The sequence below is a fragment of the Pseudomonas sp. ASL3 genome (assembly GCF_056680425.1).
Map to the genome: position 1 here is coordinate 938,563 of NZ_CM155281.1, position 18,414 is coordinate 956,976.

The window sequence follows — 18,414 nt, forward strand, 5'->3', positions numbered from 1 at the left end:
GATGGGCTCAATTCCTTTCGCAAATTCGCAAGGTTCATGTCAGACCGCAACCAGCACGATGGCGCCGAGCACCAATACAGCGCCTGCAGCCATTGAAGCGGCGTACCAACGCAGTTGGCCAGTCTCGGTGCGGCTCAGGGCGTTATGGCTGCCCTTGACCAGACGCGGGATCAAACCAATGGTGCGGTCGAGTGGGTCTTTGCGTAGCAGATGGATGATCATCAGATACGGCTTGACGAACACCTTGTCGTAAAGCCAATCGAAGCCCCATGCCGCGAACCACCAGGCCGAGAGGAAACGTCCCGGAGCGCTGTTGGCGATGGCAGTGGCAACGCGACGCTTGCCCAGAAACAGCAGGGCCGCGAGCAGGATACCGGCCAGGGCAATAGCACCCGAGGCGATTTCCAGGCTGTGCTTGGTTTCGCCACCGGCATGACCGACGCTCTGCGGCAAGACACCGGCCAACGGTGGAGTGATCAAGGCGCCGATAAAGGTCGACAGAATGATCAGCACCGACAGCGGCAGCCAATGAGCAATGCCGTGACCCGCGTGCGCTTCGGTCTTCGCTTCACCGTGGAAGGTGATGAATATCAGGCGGAAGGTGTACAGCGAGGTCATGAACGCGCCGACCAGACCTGCGTACAGCAGAGCGTGGTTACCGCTGGCGAAGGCTTCCCAAAGAATCTCATCCTTGGAGTAGAAGCCCGCGGTCAGCAATGGCAGGGCAGACAACGCAGCACCACCGACGATGAAGCTGACGTAAGCCAGTGGCAGCTTTTTCCACAGACCGCCCATCTTGAAGATGTTCTGCTCGTGGTGGCAGGCAACGATCACCGAACCGGAAGCGAGGAACAACAGCGCCTTGAAAAAGGCATGGGTCATCAGGTGGAAAATCGCGCCTTCCCAGGCACCTACGCCCAGCGCCAGGAACATGTAGCCGATCTGGCTCATGGTCGAGTAGGCGAGGATACGTTTGATGTCGGTCTGCACCAGTGCCGCGAAACCTGCCAGCACCAGGGTCACGCCACCAACGATACCTACAAGATGCAGGATATTGGGTGCCAGTTCGAACAGACCGTGGGTCCGTGCGATCAAGTAGACACCTGCGGTGACCATGGTCGCGGCGTGGATCAATGCCGACACTGGAGTCGGGCCTGCCATCGCATCGGCCAACCAGGTTTGCAGCGGCAGTTGCGCGGATTTACCGACCGCACCACCGAGCAGCATCAAGGTGGCCAGAACGATCCAGAAATCACCGCTGGCGAAATGGGTCGGTGCGCGGACCAGCAGCTCTTGAATGTTCAGCGTGCCCAGCTGTTGGAACAGGATGAACAGGCCGATGGCCATGAACACGTCGCCGACACGGGTGACGATGAAAGCCTTGAGCGCGGCGTTACCGTTGTTGCGGTTGCTGTAGTAGAAACCGATCAACAGATAGCTGCACAGGCCCACGCCTTCCCAACCGAGGTACAGGAACAACAGGTTATCGCCCAGGACCAGGAACAGCATGCTGGCGATGAACAGGTTAGTGTAGGCGAAGAAGCGCGAGTAACCGGCTTCACCGCGCATGTACCAGGAAGCGAACAGGTGGATCAGGAAACCTACGCCGACCACCACACCCAGCATGGTCAAGGACAGACCATCCAGATACAGGGTAAAGCTCGGTTCGAAACCATCCACCGACATCCAGTGCCACAGCAGTTGGGTGAAGTGACCACCCTCAGGCGGTGCAACGTTGAACTGCCAGATAATCCAGGCCGTCACGATCGCCGACAGTCCGACGGAGCCGACACCAATCAGCGCGGAAAGGTTTTCCGAGAGGCGTCCACGGGAGAACGCCAGCAGCAGGAACCCAATCAGGGGGAATACGAAAGTCAGAAAGAGAAGGTTCATCCGCGCATCTCGCTGGCAGCGTCGATATCGAGAGTGTGGAAGCGGCGATACAGCTGCATCAGGATCGCCAGGCCAATACTGGCCTCGGCGGCTGCAAGGCTGATCACCAGGATGAACATGATCTGTCCATCCGGCTGCGCCCAACGGCTACCGGCGACGATGAAGGCCAGAGCGGAGGCGTTCATCATGATCTCCAGGCTCATCAGCACGAAGAGAATGTTGCGGCGCACCATCAGACCGACCAGACCGAGGCAGAACAGGATGCCGGCGACTGCCAGACCGTGCTCGAGAGGGATTGCATTCATGGCTTTACTCCTTCGCCTCGTTACGGCCGAGATGGAATGCCGTCACTGCTGCCGCGAGCAGCAGCATGGAGGCAAGTTCAACCACCAGCAGATAAGGACCGAACAGGCTGATGCCCACGGCCTTGGCGTCCACAGTGGTGTGGCCGATGGCGGCGCCAGTCGAGTTGTTGAACAGCACATACAACAACTCGCCGAGCAGCAGTACGCCGAGAATCACCGGACCCGTCCAGATGCCAGGCTTGAGCCAGACACGTTCTTGCTGAACCGAGGCCGGGCCCAGGTTCAGCATCATCACCACAAACACGAACAGGACCATGATGGCGCCTGCGTAAGCGATGACTTCCAGTACACCGGCAAATGGAGCACCGAGGCTGAAAAAAGTCATCGCGACCGAAATCAGCGAAATGATCAGGTAAAGCAGGGCGTGCACCGGGTTCGTGTTTGTGATCACCCGAAGGGTGGACACAACAGCGACGCCGGATGCGAAATAGAAAGCGAATTCCATCTTTCTTCCTTAAGGCAGCAAGCTCTTCACGTTGATCGGTTCGGCTTCATTCTGCGCGGAGCCTTTAGGCTTACCGGCGATGGCCATACCGGCAACGCGATAGAAGTTGTAATCAGGGTTTTTACCAGGGCCGGAGATCAGCAGATCTTCTTTCTCGTAAACCAGATCCTGACGTTTGAACTCGGCCATTTCGAAATCCGGTGTCAGCTGGATCGCGGTGGTCGGGCAGGCTTCCTCGCAGAGGCCACAGAAAATGCAGCGCGAGAAGTTGATACGGAAGAACTCCGGGTACCAGCGACCGTCTTCGGTTTCAGCTTTCTGCAGCGAGATGCAACCGACCGGGCAGGCCACGGCGCACAGGTTGCAGGCTACGCAGCGCTCTTCGCCGTCAGGGTCACGGGTCAGGACGATACGGCCACGGTAGCGCGGCGGCAGATACACCGGTTCTTCCGGGTACTGCAGGGTGTCGCGCTTGCGGAAGGCATGACCAAAAATCATCACCAGGCTGCGGAACTGGGTGTAGGTGCCGTGAATGATGTCAAACAGATACTTGAACATGATTTTCTATCCTCACTGAGCCGCGACGGCGGGCGTGTTGAGCAACACGATCGCAGCGGTCACCAGCATGTTGACGAGGGTCAGCGGCAAGCAGAACTTCCAGCTGAAATCCATCACTTGGTCATACCGTGGGCGCGGAATAGACGCGCGCAACAGGATGAAGATCATGATGAAAAACGCGGTTTTCAGTACGAACCAGATGAACGGGATTTGCGGCAGAATGCCGAACGGACCGTGCCAGCCACCGAAGAACAAGGTCACCAGCAGCGCCGAAATCAGCACGATGCCGATGTACTCACCGACGAAGAACATGCCCCATTTCATGCCGGCGTATTCAATGTGGTAACCGTCGGCCAGTTCCTGTTCCGCTTCCGGCTGGTCGAAGGGGTGACGGTGAGTCACGGCGACGCCGGCGATGAAGAAGGTAAAGAAACCGAAGATCTGCGGAATGATGAACCACAGGTGCTGAGCTTGATAATCGACGATGTCGCGCATGTTGAACGAGCCAACCTGGATCACGATGCCCATCAGCGCCAGCCCCATGAACACTTCATAGGAAACGGTCTGGGCCGAAGCACGCAGGCTGCCGAGCAGGGCGAACTTGTTGTTGCTCGACCAGCCGGCGAACAGCACCGCATAGACCGACAGACCGGCCATGGCGAAGAAGAACAGCACGCCGATGTTCAGATCCGCCACGCCCCAGGTCGGGGTGATCGGGATAATCGCGAAGGCGATCAACAAGGAACTCATGGCCATGACCGGTGCCAGGGTGAAAATCACCTTGTCGGCGAACGGTGGCGTCCAGTCTTCCTTGAAGAACATCTTGATCATGTCGGCAGCAATCTGGAACGCACCGAACGGGCCAACCCGGTTAGGGCCATAACGATCCTGCCAGAGGGCGAGCAAACGACGCTCGACCCAGCTCAGCAGCGCGCCGCAGATCACGACGACCAGCAGAATCACGATGGCTTTGAGAACCGAGATGATCACATCGATCACTTCAGGCGTGAACCAGGTCATAGCGCTGCCTCCTGCAAACCATCAACGGTTTTGCCGAACACCGCAGGCGGGATTCCAGCCAGACCGGCAGGCAGAGCCACGAGACCGGCGCCCAGTTCTTCATTGATTCGCAGTGGCAGACGCAGGGTGTGACCGGCAACGCTCACGCTGAGCATGGCGCCATCGTTGACAGCCAGACGATCCGCTTCGGACTTGGCCAGCGCCACGTAGGCTTGTGGAATACGTTCTTGCACCGGGGCGGCTTTGGACGAGGTTTCGTCGCTGCCGAACAGGTGATAGAACGGCACCACTTGCCAAGTACCGCGAGCCGGCGAAAACGCGCCCGGAACGCTGGCGAACCAGGACAGGCCATCGCCTTGGGTTTCGATCAGGCGAGTACCCGGATCACCCGCACGCAGGTGACCGCCGACTTCGTCCTGGAACTTGTTCCAGGCTTGCGGCGAGTTCCAGCCCGGGGACCAGGCGAACGGCACCTGCTGACGCGGTTCGGCCGAACCCGAGTAACCTTCCATGGAGAAGGAAAACGCGGTGTCCTTGTCTTGCGAAGTGCGTGGTTCATGCACGCTGATGTCAGCGCGCATGGCCGTGCGGCCGCTGTAACGCAGCGGTTCGCGAGCCAGTTTCAAGCCTTTGATGCGGAACGAAGCAGACGGTGCGGCGTTGACGATCCCGGCCAGCTGCGCAGTGCTTGCAGCACAGGCTTCGGTGACGTGATCGAGCTGAGTCCAGTCCACCGGCTTGTTCAGCAGGGTCGCACGCAGGGCATGCATCCAGCGCCAGCCTTCGTGGATCATGATGCCGGCATTCAGGTAGGTCGGGTCGTAGACCTGGAAGAAGCGCTGGGCGCGGCCTTCCTGGCTGACCAGGGTGCCGTCGCCTTCAGCGAAGCTGGCCGCTGGCAGTACCAGGTGAGCACGATCGCTGGTCGGGGTTTTTTGATGGTCAGCAACGATCAGCACTTTCGCAGCAGCGAATGCAGCATCGACCGTGGCAGCGTCGGCACGGTGATACAGATCGTTTTCCAACACCACGATGGCGTCGGCTTTACCGGAAATCACAGCCTGCAAGGCGTCGTCGAGAGACTCACCGCCGAACATTGCCAGACCCAGGCTATTGGCTTCAGGCACGATCAGGCTGATCGAACCTTGCTTGTCGCGCAGCTTCAGTGCCTTGGCGATGTTTGCCGCGGCTTCGATCAGTGCGGTTGAGCCCAACGAGCTGCCGGAGATGATCAACGGACGCTTGGCCGCGAGCAGGGCAGCAGCGATGCGCTGGGCCAGTTCGAGTGCTTCGGTGTCCAGGCCTTCGACCGCTGGCGCGCTGGCGTCCAGGGCGTGGGCGACGGCGAAACCGATGCGCGCCAGATCGTCGGGGGCAGCGTGAACGCACTCTTGGGCGACATCATCGAGACGGGTGTCGGCGAGGCTGGCGATGAACAGCGGGTTCATTGCGTGCTGGCCGATGTTCTTCACCGCGGCATCGAGCCATGGCTGGACTTTCATCGCCGCGGCCATGTCTTCGGCCTTGCCTTTGACCGCTTGACGCAGGCCCAGGGCCATACGTGCGGCGGTCTGGGTCAAGTCTTCGCCGAGGACGAAAATCGCATCGTGGTCTTCGATGTCGCGCATGGTCGGGATCGGCAGCGGGCTGTCTTTCAGGACCTTGGCGATCAGACGCAGGCGTTCCAGTTCACCGGCTTCGATACCCGAGTAGAAATGTTCGGCACCGACCAGTTCGCGCAAGGCGAAGTTGCTTTCCAGGCTGGCGCGCGGTGAGCCGATGCCGACGATGTTACGACCGCGCAGCAAATCGGCGGCCTTATCGAGGGCGGCGTCCAGGCTCAGCTTGACCTGGCCGTCAGCCAACAATGGCTGACGCGGACGGTCTTCGCGGTTGACGTAGCCATAACCGAAGCGGCCACGGTCACACAGGAAGTACTGGTTGACCGAGCCGTTGTAGCGGTTTTCGATACGGCGGATTTCGCCGTAGCGCTCGCCGGGGCTGATGTTGCAACCGGCGGAGCAGCCATGGCAGATGCTCGGCGAGAACTGCATGTCCCACTTGCGGTTGTAGCGCTCGGAGTGAGTCTTGTCGGTGAACACACCGGTCGGGCAGACCTCGGTGAGGTTGCCGGAGAACTCGCTTTCCAGCGTGCCATCTTCGACACGGCCGAAGTACACGTTGTCGTGAGCGCCGAATACGCCAAGGTCGGTGCCGCCGGCGTAGTCTTTATAGAAACGCACGCAACGGTAGCAGGCGATGCAGCGGTTCATCTCGTGAGCGATGAACGGACCGAGTTCCTGGTTCTGGTGGGTGCGTTTGGTGAAGCGATAGCGGCGCTCGTTGTGACCGGTCATCACGGTCATGTCTTGCAGGTGGCAGTGACCGCCTTCTTCGCAGACCGGGCAGTCGTGCGGGTGGTTGGTCATCAGCCATTCGACGACGCTGGCGCGGAAGACCTTGGCCTCCTCGTCGTCGATGGAAATCCAGCTGCCGTCAGTGGCGGGGGTCATGCAGGACATGACGATACGACCACGTTTGTCGTTCTCGTCGCTGTACTGCTTGACCGCGCACTGGCGACAAGCGCCAACGCTGCCAAGGGCGGGGTGCCAGCAGAAATAAGGAATGTCGAGGCCCAGCGACAGACATGCCTGTAACAGGTTGTCTGCGCCATCGACCTCGAGCGCTTTGCCGTCTACGTGGATAGTGGCCATGGTTCAAAGTTCTTCGTTGGCCCGTTGTCAGCGGGCGTGGCTAATGGAATCTCGGTGCTACCCGTATAAAACAGCCTGTTAAGGCGTCATCGGGCACGAAGTCGGCGGCTTTATGGGCTACCGACCCTTTTGTCTTGTTATGCGCCAACCACAATCGGACGCTGGGCCAGGGTCGCGTGGGCATCGCGCTGTGGCGCGATGCCCGCTTCGAATTCCGGCCGGAAGTATTTGATTGCGCTGCCCAGAGGTTCCACGGCGCCCGGTGCATGGGCGCAGAAGGTCTTGCCTGGGCCGAGGAAGTTGACCAGCCCCAGCAGCGTATCGATGTCGCCCGGTTGGCCTTCGCCGTTCTCGATGGCGCGCAGAATTTTCACGCTCCACGGCAGGCCGTCGCGGCATGGTGTGCAGAAGCCGCAGGACTCCTGGGAGAAGAACTCCTCCATGTTGCGCAGCAAGGACACCATGTTGACGCTGTCATCGACGGCCATGGCCAGACCCGTACCCATCCGCGTGCCGACTTTGGCAATGCCACCGGCGTACATCTGCGCGTCGAGGTGTTCAGGCAGCAGGAAGCCAGTACCGGCGCCGCCTGGCTGCCAGCACTTGAGCTTGAAGCCGTCGCGCATGCCGCCGGCGTAGTCTTCGAACAGCTCGCGTGCGGGCAGGCCGAAAGGCAGTTCCCACAGGCCAGGGTTCTTCACTTTGCCGGAGAAGCCCATCAGCTTGGTGCCTTGGTCTTCGCTGCCTGGGCGGGCCAGGGATTTGTACCAGTCGTTGCCGTTACCGACGATGGCCGGCACGTTGCACAGGGTCTCGACGTTGTTCACGCAGGTCGGCTTGCCCCACACGCCGACGGCGGCAGGGAAGGGCGGCTTGGAGCGCGGGTTGGCGCGACGGCCTTCCAGGGAGTTGATCAGGGCGGTTTCTTCGCCGCAGATATAACGCCCGGCGCCAGTGTGCACGATCAGCTCGAAATCAAAACCGCTGCCGAGAATGTTCTTGCCCAGCAAGCCGGCCGCTTCGGCCTCTTGCACGGCGCGTCTCAGGTTCTTGGCAGCCGTGGTGTATTCGCCGCGCAGGAAGATGTAACCCCGGTAGGCTTTCAACGCCCGGGCGCTGATCAGCATGCCCTCGACCAGCAGATGGGGCAGTTGCTCCATCAGCATGCGGTCTTTCCAGGTGTTGGGTTCCATTTCATCCGCGTTGCACAGCAAGTAGCGGATGTTCATGGATTCGTCTTTGGGCATCAGGCCCCACTTCACACCCGTGGGAAAGCCTGCACCGCCACGACCCTTGAGACCGGAGTCTTTGACCGCTTGAACGATGTCGTCAGGCGACTGTTCGGCGAAGACCTTGCGTGCGGCGGCGTAACCGTCTTTGAGTTGATACTCGTCAAACCAGACAGGTTCGCCGTCATCGCGCAAGCGCCAGGTCAGCGGATGGGTTTCTGCCGAGCGCGCAATGCGGTTGGCAGGGCCGAAGGACGTGATGGTCATAGGTAACCCTCCAGCATCTTGGCCACGCCAGCAGGCTGTACGTCGCCGAAAGTATCGTCATCGACCATCACGGCCGGCGCCTTGTCACAGTTGCCCAGGCAGCACACTGGCAGCAAGGTGAAGCGGTTGTCGGCGGTGGTTTCACCCAGGCCGATACCGAGCGAAGTCTGGATTTCGCTGACGACCGACTCGTGGCCGCCGATGAAGCAGACCATGCTGTTGCAAACGCGGATGATGTGACGGCCGACCGGTTGGCGGAAAATCTGGCTGTAAAACGTCGCCACACCTTCAACGTCGCTGGCTGGAATGCCGAGGACTTCCCCAATGGCATAAATGGCGCCATCAGGCACCCAGCCACGTTCCTTCTGGACGATCTTCAAGGCTTCGATAGACGCCGCGCGCGGGTCTTCGTAGTGATGCATCTCATGCTCGATGGCCGAGCGCTCGGTTTCGCTCAGAGCGAAACGGTCTGTCTGGATAAGCGGGCTGTTCATGCTTAGCGGTCCACGTCGGCCATAACGAAATCGATACTACCCAGGTACGCGATCAAGTCCGCGACCATGCTGCCTTTGATCACCGAAGGGATCTGCTGCAGGTGCGGGAAACTTGGGGTGCGAATCCGGGTACGGTAGCTCATGGTGCCGCCGTCGCTCGTCAGGTAATAGCTGTTGATGCCCTTGGTCGCTTCAATCATCTGGAAGGATTCGTTGGCCGGCATGACCGGGCCCCACGAAACTTGCAGGAAGTGCGTGATCAAGGTTTCGATGTGCTGCAAGGTGCGCTCTTTTGGCGGCGGCGTCGTCAGCGGGTGATCCGCCTTGTACGGGCCTTCCGGCATGTTGCGCAGGCACTGGTCGATGATCCGGATGCTCTGACGCATCTCTTCGACGCGCACGATGCAACGGTCATAGGCGTCGCCATTGGCGGCCAGCGGCACTTCAAACTCGAAGTTCTCGTAGCCCGAGTATGGACGTGCTTTACGCAGGTCGAAGTCCAGACCGGTGGAACGCAAGCCGGCGCCAGTAACGCCCCATTCCAGCGCTTCCTTGGTGTTATAAGCTGCGACGCCGATGGTCCGGCCGCGCAGGATGCTGTTATCCAGCGCCGCTTTCTGGTACTCGTCGAGGCGCTTGGGCAGCCATTCGACGAAGTCCTTGACCAGCTTCTCCCAACCGCGAGGCAGGTCGTGGGCGACACCACCGATGCGGTACCAGGCCGGGTGCAGACGGAAACCAGTGATGGCTTCGATCACAACGTAAGCGCGTTGACGGTCGGTGAAGGTGAAGAACACCGGGGTCATTGCGCCCACGTCCTGGATGTAGGTCCCCAGGAACAGCAGGTGGCTGGTGATACGGAAGAACTCGGCCATCATGATGCGGATGGTGTCGACTTTTTCCGGCACCTTGATGCCTGCCAGCTTCTCCACCGCAAGCACGTACGGCAGGTTGTTCATCACGCCGCCGAGGTAGTCGATACGGTCGGTGTACGGAATGAAACTGTGCCAGGACTGCCGCTCGGCCATCTTCTCGGCACCACGGTGGTGGTAACCGACATCCGGGACGCAGTCGACGATCTCTTCACCGTCCAGTTGCAGGATGATGCGGAATGCGCCGTGAGCAGAAGGGTGGTTCGGACCGAGGTTGAGGAACATGTAGTCCTCGTTCGGGCCCGAACGCTTCATGCCCCAGTCTTCAGGGCGGAAGCGTGCCGCTTCTTCTTCGAGCTGCTGTTTGGCCAGGGTCAGGCTGAACGGATCGAACTCGGTGGCGCGCGCCGGGAAGTCCTTGCGCAGCGGGTGACCTTCCCAGGTCGGTGGCATCATGATCCGGGACAGGTGCGGATGGCCGGCAAAGTCGATGCCGAACATGTCCCACACTTCACGCTCGTACCAGTTGGCGTTTGGCCAAATTCCGGTGACGGTCGGCAAGCTGAGGTCGTCCTCAGACAAGGCCACCTTGATCATTACGTCACTATTACGCTCGATCGACATCAGGTGGTAGAACACGCTGAAGTCAGCACCCGGCAAGCCGCGGCGATGGGTGCGCAGGCGTTCGTCGACGCCGTGCAAGTCATACAGCATGACGTAAGGTTTGGGCAGCTGGCGCAGGAAGGTCAGCACTTCGATCAGTTTGGCGCGGGCAACCCATAGCACCGGCATGCCGGTACGGGTCGACTGGACGGTGAACGTCTCAGGGCCAAAACGGGTATTCAATTCAACGACGACATCTTGGTCGTCAGCCTTGTAAGGCGGGATGTACAGAGCGGTGCCTGCAGTCATGGTCTCGATCGCTTTCGGTCAACGTAAAGAATGAATCCGGGTTCTTGTCTCTTTTGTAAAAAGAAAGAGCTGGATCAGACTTCGTCGGGGCTGCGCAGGTTGGTGACCTGAATACGCTGTTCGCGGCGCTGTTCCTTTTGCGACGGCATCTCGGCGCGGTATACGCCTTGATCACCGACGACCCAGGAAAGAGGACGACGCTCCTGGCCAATAGACTCTTGCAATAGCATCAAGCCTTGCAGGAAAGCCTCTGGGCGGGGCGGGCAGCCAGGCACGTAGACATCCACGGGAAGGAACTTGTCTACCCCCTGGACTACTGAATAGATGTCGTACATGCCACCGGAGTTGGCGCACGAGCCCATGGAAATAACCCACTTGGGCTCGAGCATTTGCTCGTAGAGACGCTGGATGATCGGCGCCATCTTGATAAAGCAAGTCCCGGCAATAACCATGAAATCCGCCTGACGCGGTGATGCCCGGATAACCTCGGCGCCGAAGCGTGCGATGTCGTGGGGCGCCGTGAAGGCGGTGGTCATTTCCACATAGCAGCACGACAAGCCGAAGTTGTACGGCCACAGGGAGTTTTTACGCCCCCAGTTGACCGCGCCGTTCAGCACGTCTTCAAGCTTGCCCATGTAGATGTTTTTGTGGACTTGATCTTCTAACGGATCGGAAACGGTTTCCCGTTTACCGATTGGATACTCCTCGTTCGGAGCATCCGGGTCGATCCTGGTGAGATTGTATTGCATCGCCAAAGCCTCATTGTTTTAGCTTCGCTTGTCGATTACGACGACCTTCAGGAGCCCAATCGAGCGCCCCTACCCGCCATAGGTAGACAAGACCTGCCAACAGAATTGCTATGAAAACGAGAGCTTCGACGAATCCGGTCCAGCCGCTTTCGCGGACAGACACAGACCAGGCAAAGAGAAAGAGGGCTTCAATGTCGAAGATCACGAAAAGCATCGCGACCAGATAGAATTTTGCCGAAAACCGCAGACGGGCACCGCCCGTGGGCAGCATGCCGGATTCGAACGGCTCGTTTTTGCTGCGACCCCAGGCTTTGCTGCCCAGGAGGCTGGATACACCGAGCATGAAGGCGCAGAGGCCGACAACACCCAAAAGGAAAATGGCGAAGCCCCAGTTATGGGCGATCAGACCTGTCGATTCGGGCATGCTGGTAATCCTTGACAGAGAGCAAAGGTCTCTGGGCTTGAAAAGAAACAATGCAGTGACGATATGTCGCAGCGAAATCAATCCGGGTGATTTTATGGGTAAACAGGTAGCAAGTAAATTTTCTACAGTGAAATTATTCTAATACTTTAGGGCATAGAGACCTTCGAAATAGACGCAGGCCATGCTCTGCGGGCATTAGCCGAGGTTTTGTTGAATCTGTTTTGTCAGACCGGTAATGAATATTCCTACAGCTGAATGATAATCAATATTGTTTGTGGTGGTTTTCAATTGGTTGCACTGGGTGAGGGCGGGGAAGTTGTCTTCATATGTCCTCAGCCGCAAGTTGCGGGAGAGCTCATTTTACTCTTTTCGCTGTATTAAAACCTCAGCAAAAAAAAGCCCCGAACCAGTCGGGGCGTCAGTCATGTGGCATTCCAGTTGCTCTTCAAACGGTCTGGAATGGCCGCTTGCTCGTGCTTCGAAGCTGAATCAGTGGAACTGTTCTTCTTCGGTCGAACCGGTCAGCGCGGTCACGGAGGACGAGCCGCCCTGAATCACGGTGGTCATGTCGTCGAAGTAGCCAGTGCCGACTTCCTGCTGGTGAGCCACAAAGGTGTAACCCTTGGACGCGTCAGCGAACTCTTGCTCTTGCAGCTTCACGTAGGCAGTCATGTCGTTGCGGGCGTAGTCGTGCGCCAGGTTGAACATGCTGTGCCACATGTTGTGGATGCCCGCCAGGGTGATGAACTGGTGCTTGTAGCCCATGGCCGACAGTTCGCGCTGGAACTTGGCGATGGTCGCGTCGTCCAGGTTTTTCTTCCAGTTGAAGGAAGGCGAGCAGTTGTACGACAGCAGCTGGTCCGGATATTCCTTTTTGATCGCTTCGGCAAAGCGACGGGCTTCGTCCAGATCCGGCTTGGCGGTTTCGCACCAGATCAGATCGGCGTATGGCGCGTAGGCCAGACCGCGAGCGATGGCCTGGTCCAGACCGGCGCGAACCTTGTAGAAGCCTTCCTGAGTACGTTCGCCTGTTACGAACGGCAGATCGTAAGGATCGCAGTCGGAGGTCAGCAGGTCAGCGGCGTTGGCATCGGTACGGGCCAGAATGATGGTCGGTACGCCAGCGACGTCGGCAGCCAGACGGGCAGCGGTGAGCTTCTGTACGGCTTCCTGGGTTGGCACCAGAACCTTGCCGCCCATGTGGCCGCACTTCTTCACGGATGCCAGTTGGTCTTCGAAGTGCACGCCAGCAGCGCCCGCTTCGATCATGCTCTTCATCAGTTCGTAAGCGTTCAGCACGCCGCCGAAACCGGCTTCAGCGTCTGCCACGATCGGTGCGAAGTAGTCGATGTAGCCTTCATCGCCCGGGTTTTTGCCGGCTTTCCACTGGATCTGATCAGCACGGCGGAACGAGTTGTTGATGCGCTTGACCACGGTTGGAACCGAATCCACCGGGTACAGCGACTGGTCAGGGTACATCGACTCGGCGGAGTTGTTGTCCGCGGCCACTTGCCAGCCAGACAGGTAGATCGCCTGGATGCCAGCCTTGACCTGTTGTACAGCCTGGCCGCCGGTCAGGGCACCCATGCAGTTGACGAAATCTTTGTCGGGGCGGAAGGAAGGCTTGGCACCTTGGGTAACCAGATTCCAGAGCTTGTCGGCGCCCAGCTTGGCGAACGTATGCTCAGGCTGGACCGAGCCACGCAGGCGGACGACGTCAGCAGCAGAATAATTGCGGGTCACGTTTTTCCAGCGTGGGTTTTCAGCCCAGTCTTTTTCAAGGGCTGCAATTTGCTGTTCGCGTGTCAGTGCCATGGAGATAAACCTCGTCGCATAGGTCTTGGGTGGAAAATTCCTGCTCCGCCAAAACGCCCTGATTTGCAGAAGGCACGTCGCTGGCTACTCACTTATCAGAAGCTTAGGCATTAAAGCCGGGGTTTGGCGGGGAGGCGACGAGAGAACGAGAGGCTCAAGAGGGGAAGAGAGCGGGTGTAAAGGCACATCTGGTGGGCGCAGCTTGGCTCGTGGATGCCTTGATGCGATCACGCAGTGGGTATTGCCGATCTACCGTATTACGCTTCCGTCCCTCGGGACAACTTCGTTCCAGTCGCAACCTCGTCAAACTGCCTTGTGGGCGGTACGGACACGAATCGGCTCAGGTGGGTAGGTTAGAGCAGCGATTCGAAGGCTCTTTGCAGAGCCTCTGATAAGCGGGAGCGGGGCAATCATGCCTTGTGAATTTTGACCCGTCAAATGTTTTGTAGTGCTTTTTTCATGGCACTACATAATTAGTCTAATACGACTAATCAGTCAGTTTTTGGTGCTTTGGTCTCGATTTTCAATCCAGAGCGTCGACCTTCACGCGCAAGGTCATGTCGCTCCGGCCCTGAGTGGTGTGGCGTTGCACTAGCCCCTGTTGACCGGCTTGCGATTGCTCGCTGACACCAGCGAGGGTGATCCACTCCCCCAGTCGACCGCTGACCTGGGTGTCGGTGCTTTGCAGGTTCACTACGTCAGGACGCTCCTGGCTCATGCGGTCGCGATTGGTGCTGATGCTCAAGTGCACGGTCTCGCCGGTCAGGCTGGCAGTGACGTAAAAACCTTGGGTGACGTTGCGGTATTGGGTGTCGCTTTGCACATAGCCGTTGTTGTTGGTCTGGGTAGTGGTCAGCGGCACGGCCTGGCCTACCTGAATCAGCGCGGGGGTTCCTTCGCTGGTTTGAACCTGCTGCACGCCACCGTTACGGCTATCAGTGCTGAGGTTGATGATGCGGGTCTGGTTGCGGACACTGACGTCACCGTTTTGCGTCTGTACCGAGCCATTGGCGGCATAGCCCTGATCGTCCTGATAGTTGCTGTCACTGGTATCGACGCTGATCAGCAGGCGTTTGGGAACCTTATCCAGTTGCGAGAGCAGGTTACGCAATTCCTGTATTTTGCCTGGCTCGGCATTGACGATCAGTTGATTGTTATAGGCGCTGACCGTGCCTTCCTTGCCCAGAAAAGACCTGGCCACCGGCAACAGGTCATCGCTGGTGCGATAGTTCAGGGGCACGACCTCTGTCGCAGCCATGGCGCTAAAGCTGCAGACCAGCAGCAGTGAAGTGAGCAGGGTGCGTAGGAACATGTCCGTATCTCCGCAATCGGGGTGCGTAAAGGCTTGAGTTTGACAGTTTGTCGGCCCGGGAGTGGCCAAGTTGAATCGCAGACAGCAAAACGCCCCGGCCTCAGTGTAGAGAGCGGGGCGTTCACAGATCAAAGTGGGGGCAATCCTTGTAGGAGCGCGCTTGCCCGCGATGGACTGCGCAGCGGTCCCAAAAAACCTTAGCCCAGTTCCATTACCGGCATCGAGTTCGCGGGTTTTGCGGCTGCTGCGCACCCGATCGCGGGCAAGCGCGCTCCTACAGGAATGGCGTCCGGCTGTCAGGCCGCGCCGCGCACCATATCGACGTGTGGAATCCCGGCTTCGAGAAACTCACTGCTGACGATGGTGAAGCCAAGGCGCTCGTAGAAGCGCGTGGCTTGCACCTGAGCGCTCAGCATCTGTTGCTTCAAACCACGACTTTCCGCTTCGCTAATGACTGCATCCATCAGCGCATCGCCGACTTTCAGGCCGCGCCAGTCCTTGAGCACCGATAAGCGACCGATCTGACCATCCGGCAGCAGACGGGCGGTGCCGATCGGGAAATCGTCTTCCAGCGCAAGGAAGTGAATCGCACTGGCGTCGTCGGCATCCCACTCAAGTTCCGGCGGTACGCATTGCTCAGCGATGAACACGGCTTCTCGAATGCGCCGGATTTGCGCGTTATCTTTTTGCCAGTCAGCGACACGTACATGGATCTTATTCATCAGCAAACCCCAGGCTTCCTTGTTTGACCAGCTCGCAGAGCAGGTTGCGTCCTTGATCATCGGCCAGCCATGGGCCGAGGTTATCAGTGTGCAATGCGTCGGCAGCGCAGATCAGCTTGAGCAGTTCGCGCAGGTTGCCGGGCAGCAGGCGGCTTTGACCGCTGGCGAACAACAGCAGGTCATCGTCGACTTCGGACCAGGCCAGGCGCGCGCTCGGGTTGCGGATCAGCACGGCGCCTTGTTCCAGGCTGCTGAACAAATCGTCTTCGTCCAGCTCGGGGCCGACGACCATTTCTGGATAACGCGGCTCGGTCATGAACTGGCCGAACCAGGTCAGCAACAGGCGCTCGTCGTTCATGTGCTCGGCCAGCAAGCCTTTGAGGCGGTCGAGCGCGTCGTGCTGGATCTGATGCGGATCACTGACCGGTTGGGCGTCAGCGTCGGTATAGCGCTCTTCGTCCGGCAGGAACTGGCTGAGGAAGTCGGTGAAGTGGGTCAGTACTTCGGCAGCGCTGGGTGCGCGGAAACCGACGGAGTAGGTCAGGCAGTCATCGACGGCCACACCACAATGGGCCAGGCGCGGCGGCAGGTACAGCATGTCGCCGGGCTCCAGGGTCCACTCGTCGGTGGCCTGGAAGTCCGCCAGGATGCGCAGGTCTGCGTGTTCCAGCAGCGGGCTGTCGGAGTCGCACATCTGGCCGATCTTCCAGTGGCGCTTGCCATGACCCTGTAACAGGAACACATCGTAGTTATCGAAGTGCGGGCCGACGCTGCCGCCTGGCGCGGCGAAGCTGATCATCACGTCATCAATGCGCCAGCTGGGCAGAAAACGGAAATTTTCCAGCAGTTCGCTGACTTCCGGCACGAACTGATCGACCGCTTGCACCAGCAGGGTCCAGTCGCGCTCCGGCAGTTTGCTGAACTCGTCTTCGGCAAACGGGCCGCGGCGTAATTCCCACGGGCGCTCGCCGTTCTCGATGACCAGGCGCGACTCGACTTCCTCTTCCAGGGCGAGGCCAGCCAGTTCGTCGGCGTCGATCGGACTTTGGAAATCCGGCAGTGCCTGACGGATCAGCAGGGGCTTTTTCTGCCAGTAGTCGCGCAGAAATTCACGTGCGCTGATGCCGCCCAGAAGTTGAAGAGGAATATCAGGATTCATTTGTAAGCCCTTGAAATGAAAACGCCCGGCACAGCCGGGCGTGTGCAAAAGTTGTTGCGGGTCAGATGCGCTTGGCTTGAGCCACGGCATTGCCGATGTAATTGGCCGGGGTGAGCTTTTTCAACTCAGCCTTGGCTTCGGCAGGCATTTCCAGACCTTCGATGAAAGTCTGAAGCGCTTCAGGGCTGATGCCTTTGCCGCGGGTCAATTCTTTCAGTTTTTCGTAGGGGTTTTCGATGTTGTAGCGGCGCATGACCGTTTGAATCGGCTCAGCCAACACTTCCCAGCATGCATCCAGATCTGCGGCGATTTTCTGCGCGTTGAGTTCCAGTTTGCTGATGCCTTTAAGGCTGGCTTCGTAAGCGATGACGCTATGCGCAAAGCCAACACCCAGGTTGCGCAAGACAGTGGAGTCGGTCAGGTCGCGCTGCCAGCGGGAAATCGGCAACTTGCTGGCCAGATGCTGGAACAGCGCGTTGGCGATACCCAGGTTGCCTTCGGAGTTTTCGAAGTCGATCGGGTTGACCTTGTGCGGCATGGTCGAAGAGCCGATTTCACCCGCGATGGTGCGCTGCTTGAAATAGCCCAGGGAAATATAACCCCAGATATCGCGGTCGAAGTCGATCAGGATGGTGTTGAAGCGAGCGATCGCGTCGAACAGCTCGGCGATGTAGTCGTGCGGTTCGATCTGCGTGGTGTAGGGGTTGAAGCCCAGACCCAGCTCGTCTTCGATGAACGCACGAGCGTTCTCTTCCCAGTCGATGTCCGGATAAGCGGAGATGTGTGCGTTGTAGTTGCCGACCGCGCCGTTGATCTTGCCCAGCAGTGGAACGGCAGCGACCTGAGCGATCTGACGCTCCAGGCGATACACCACGTTGGCCAGCTCTTTGCCCAGAGTTGTCGGGGAAGCCGGTTGACCGTGGGTGCGCGACAGCATCGGCACGTTAGCGAAGCGGATCGCCAGTTCACGGATGGATCCAGCGATCTCACGCATCAGCGGCAGCAGTACGTTGTCGCGGCCTTCACGCAGCATCAGGGCGTGGGACAGGTTGTTGATGTCCTCGCTGGTGCAGGCGAAGTGGATGAATTCGCTGACGTTGGCCAGCTCAGGCAGCTTGGAGGCCTGTTCCTTGAGCAGGTACTCAATGGCTTTGACGTCGTGGTTGGTGGTGCGCTCGATCTCTTTGACGCGTTCGGCGTGGGCTGGGGAAAAGTCTTCAGCCAGAGTATTGAGGATCGCATTGGCTTCGGCGGAAAAGGCCGGAACTTCAGTGATTTGCGGGTGAGCGGCCAGGCGCTGGAGCCAGCGGACTTCAACCATGACGCGAAAACGGATCAAGCCGTATTCGCTGAAAATCGGGCGCAGGGCCTGGGTTTTGCCGGCGTAGCGGCCGTCAACAGGGGAAACCGCAGTGAGCGAAGAAAGCTGCATGGGGTGCTCTCGGACAGTCGGGCAACGAAATG

General features: G+C 59.0%; 16 protein-coding genes. All 16 read right to left on the reverse strand.

Translation table 11 applies throughout. The annotated features are described in order from the left end of the window. Nucleotides 1–39: 39 nt before the first annotated feature. The 16 genes from nuoL to purB all read right to left on the reverse strand — a co-directional run bounded on the left by nuoL (nt 40) and on the right by purB (nt 18,382). Nucleotides 40–1,893, reverse strand: coding sequence for an NADH-quinone oxidoreductase subunit L (nuoL, locus tag AC1MEE_RS04235; protein WP_480414002.1), 1,854 nt, complete (start codon nt 1,891–1,893; stop codon nt 40–42). Then, nucleotides 1,890–2,198: an NADH-quinone oxidoreductase subunit NuoK gene (gene nuoK / locus AC1MEE_RS04240; protein WP_449636070.1), complete on the reverse strand. Its 309-nt coding sequence runs from the start codon at nt 2,196–2,198 to the stop codon at nt 1,890–1,892. The genes nuoL and nuoK overlap by 4 nt, the downstream gene beginning before the upstream one ends. Nucleotides 2,199–2,202: 4 nt before the next feature. Continuing rightward, a complete protein-coding gene (gene nuoJ, locus AC1MEE_RS04245; protein ID WP_480414003.1) occupies nt 2,203–2,703 on the reverse strand; it encodes an NADH-quinone oxidoreductase subunit J in 501 nt (166 codons plus the stop codon). 9 nt (nt 2,704–2,712) lie between these two features. After that, the gene (nuoI, locus tag AC1MEE_RS04250; RefSeq protein WP_480414004.1) at nt 2,713–3,261 is read right to left on the reverse strand and encodes an NADH-quinone oxidoreductase subunit NuoI; all 549 of its coding nucleotides are present in this window, start codon (nt 3,259–3,261) and stop codon (nt 2,713–2,715) included. Between the two features lie 12 nt (nt 3,262–3,273). Beyond that, on the reverse strand, nt 3,274–4,281 hold the full coding sequence (nuoH, locus tag AC1MEE_RS04255; RefSeq protein ID WP_480414005.1) for an NADH-quinone oxidoreductase subunit NuoH: 1,008 nt from the start codon (nt 4,279–4,281) through the stop codon (nt 3,274–3,276). Further along, nucleotides 4,278–6,995 carry an NADH-quinone oxidoreductase subunit NuoG gene (gene nuoG, locus AC1MEE_RS04260; protein WP_480414006.1) on the reverse strand — a complete coding sequence of 906 codons (2,718 nt, stop codon included), beginning with the start codon at nt 6,993–6,995 and terminating at the stop codon, nt 4,278–4,280. Before nuoG ends, nuoH begins: the two co-directional genes overlap by 4 nt. A 137-nt stretch (nt 6,996–7,132) precedes the next feature. Then, on the reverse strand, nt 7,133–8,491 hold the full coding sequence (gene nuoF / locus AC1MEE_RS04265; protein WP_480414007.1) for an NADH-quinone oxidoreductase subunit NuoF: 1,359 nt from the start codon (nt 8,489–8,491) through the stop codon (nt 7,133–7,135). Continuing rightward, nucleotides 8,488–8,985 carry an NADH-quinone oxidoreductase subunit NuoE gene (gene nuoE, locus AC1MEE_RS04270; protein WP_480414009.1) on the reverse strand — a complete coding sequence of 166 codons (498 nt, stop codon included), beginning with the start codon at nt 8,983–8,985 and terminating at the stop codon, nt 8,488–8,490. The genes nuoF and nuoE overlap by 4 nt, the downstream gene beginning before the upstream one ends. 2 nt (nt 8,986–8,987) lie before the next feature. Next, nucleotides 8,988–10,769, reverse strand: a complete 1,782-nt coding sequence (gene nuoC / locus AC1MEE_RS04275) for an NADH-quinone oxidoreductase subunit C/D (protein WP_480414010.1) — start codon at nt 10,767–10,769, stop codon at nt 8,988–8,990. 74 nt (nt 10,770–10,843) lie between these two features. Then, complete coding sequence (locus AC1MEE_RS04280; RefSeq protein ID WP_397452470.1) at nt 10,844–11,518, reverse strand: NuoB/complex I 20 kDa subunit family protein; 675 nt, start codon at nt 11,516–11,518, stop codon at nt 10,844–10,846. Between the two features lie 10 nt (nt 11,519–11,528). Continuing rightward, a complete protein-coding gene (locus AC1MEE_RS04285) occupies nt 11,529–11,942 on the reverse strand; it encodes an NADH-quinone oxidoreductase subunit A (RefSeq protein WP_480414011.1) in 414 nt (137 codons plus the stop codon). A 489-nt stretch (nt 11,943–12,431) separates the two neighbouring features. Further along, nucleotides 12,432–13,757: an isocitrate lyase gene (gene aceA / locus AC1MEE_RS04290; protein ID WP_480414013.1), complete on the reverse strand. Its 1,326-nt coding sequence runs from the start codon at nt 13,755–13,757 to the stop codon at nt 12,432–12,434. A gap of 523 nt (nt 13,758–14,280) precedes the next feature. Continuing rightward, nucleotides 14,281–15,069 carry a secretin N-terminal domain-containing protein gene (locus AC1MEE_RS04295; protein ID WP_480414015.1) on the reverse strand — a complete coding sequence of 263 codons (789 nt, stop codon included), beginning with the start codon at nt 15,067–15,069 and terminating at the stop codon, nt 14,281–14,283. 296 nt (nt 15,070–15,365) lie between these two features. Continuing rightward, on the reverse strand, nt 15,366–15,791 hold the full coding sequence (locus tag AC1MEE_RS04300; RefSeq protein ID WP_480414016.1) for a GNAT family N-acetyltransferase: 426 nt from the start codon (nt 15,789–15,791) through the stop codon (nt 15,366–15,368). Then, complete coding sequence (locus tag AC1MEE_RS04305) at nt 15,784–16,950, reverse strand: ribosomal protein uL16 3-hydroxylase (protein WP_480414017.1); 1,167 nt, start codon at nt 16,948–16,950, stop codon at nt 15,784–15,786. The genes AC1MEE_RS04300 and AC1MEE_RS04305 overlap by 8 nt, the downstream gene beginning before the upstream one ends. Nucleotides 16,951–17,011: 61 nt before the next feature. Continuing rightward, nucleotides 17,012–18,382: an adenylosuccinate lyase gene (purB, locus tag AC1MEE_RS04310; protein ID WP_480414018.1), complete on the reverse strand. Its 1,371-nt coding sequence runs from the start codon at nt 18,380–18,382 to the stop codon at nt 17,012–17,014. Between the last annotated feature and the right edge of the window lie 32 nt (nt 18,383–18,414).

Bases quoted from the DNA above. Each gene is read 5' to 3' on its own strand.
- nuoH (WP_480414005.1), bottom strand. From the start codon at position 4,281: ATGACCTGGTTCACGCCTGAAGTGATCGATGTGATCATCTCGGTTCTC.
- nuoG (WP_480414006.1), bottom strand. From the start codon at position 6,995: ATGGCCACTATCCACGTAGACGGCAAAGCGCTCGAGGTCGATGGCGCA.
- AC1MEE_RS04295 (WP_480414015.1), bottom strand. From the start codon at position 15,069: ATGTTCCTACGCACCCTGCTCACTTCACTGCTGCTGGTCTGCAGCTTT.
- nuoK (WP_449636070.1), bottom strand. From the start codon at position 2,198: ATGAATGCAATCCCTCTCGAGCACGGTCTGGCAGTCGCCGGCATCCTG.
- nuoJ (WP_480414003.1), bottom strand. From the start codon at position 2,703: ATGGAATTCGCTTTCTATTTCGCATCCGGCGTCGCTGTTGTGTCCACC.
- AC1MEE_RS04285 (WP_480414011.1), bottom strand. From the start codon at position 11,942: ATGCCCGAATCGACAGGTCTGATCGCCCATAACTGGGGCTTCGCCATT.
- nuoL (WP_480414002.1), bottom strand. From the start codon at position 1,893: ATGAACCTTCTCTTTCTGACTTTCGTATTCCCCCTGATTGGGTTCCTG.
- purB (WP_480414018.1), bottom strand. From the start codon at position 18,382: ATGCAGCTTTCTTCGCTCACTGCGGTTTCCCCTGTTGACGGCCGCTAC.
- AC1MEE_RS04280 (WP_397452470.1), bottom strand. From the start codon at position 11,518: ATGCAATACAATCTCACCAGGATCGACCCGGATGCTCCGAACGAGGAG.
- aceA (WP_480414013.1), bottom strand. From the start codon at position 13,757: ATGGCACTGACACGCGAACAGCAAATTGCAGCCCTTGAAAAAGACTGG.
- nuoC (WP_480414010.1), bottom strand. From the start codon at position 10,769: ATGACTGCAGGCACCGCTCTGTACATCCCGCCTTACAAGGCTGACGAC.
- nuoE (WP_480414009.1), bottom strand. From the start codon at position 8,985: ATGAACAGCCCGCTTATCCAGACAGACCGTTTCGCTCTGAGCGAAACC.
- nuoF (WP_480414007.1), bottom strand. From the start codon at position 8,491: ATGACCATCACGTCCTTCGGCCCTGCCAACCGCATTGCGCGCTCGGCA.
- nuoI (WP_480414004.1), bottom strand. From the start codon at position 3,261: ATGTTCAAGTATCTGTTTGACATCATTCACGGCACCTACACCCAGTTC.
- AC1MEE_RS04300 (WP_480414016.1), bottom strand. From the start codon at position 15,791: ATGAATAAGATCCATGTACGTGTCGCTGACTGGCAAAAAGATAACGCG.
- AC1MEE_RS04305 (WP_480414017.1), bottom strand. From the start codon at position 16,950: ATGAATCCTGATATTCCTCTTCAACTTCTGGGCGGCATCAGCGCACGT.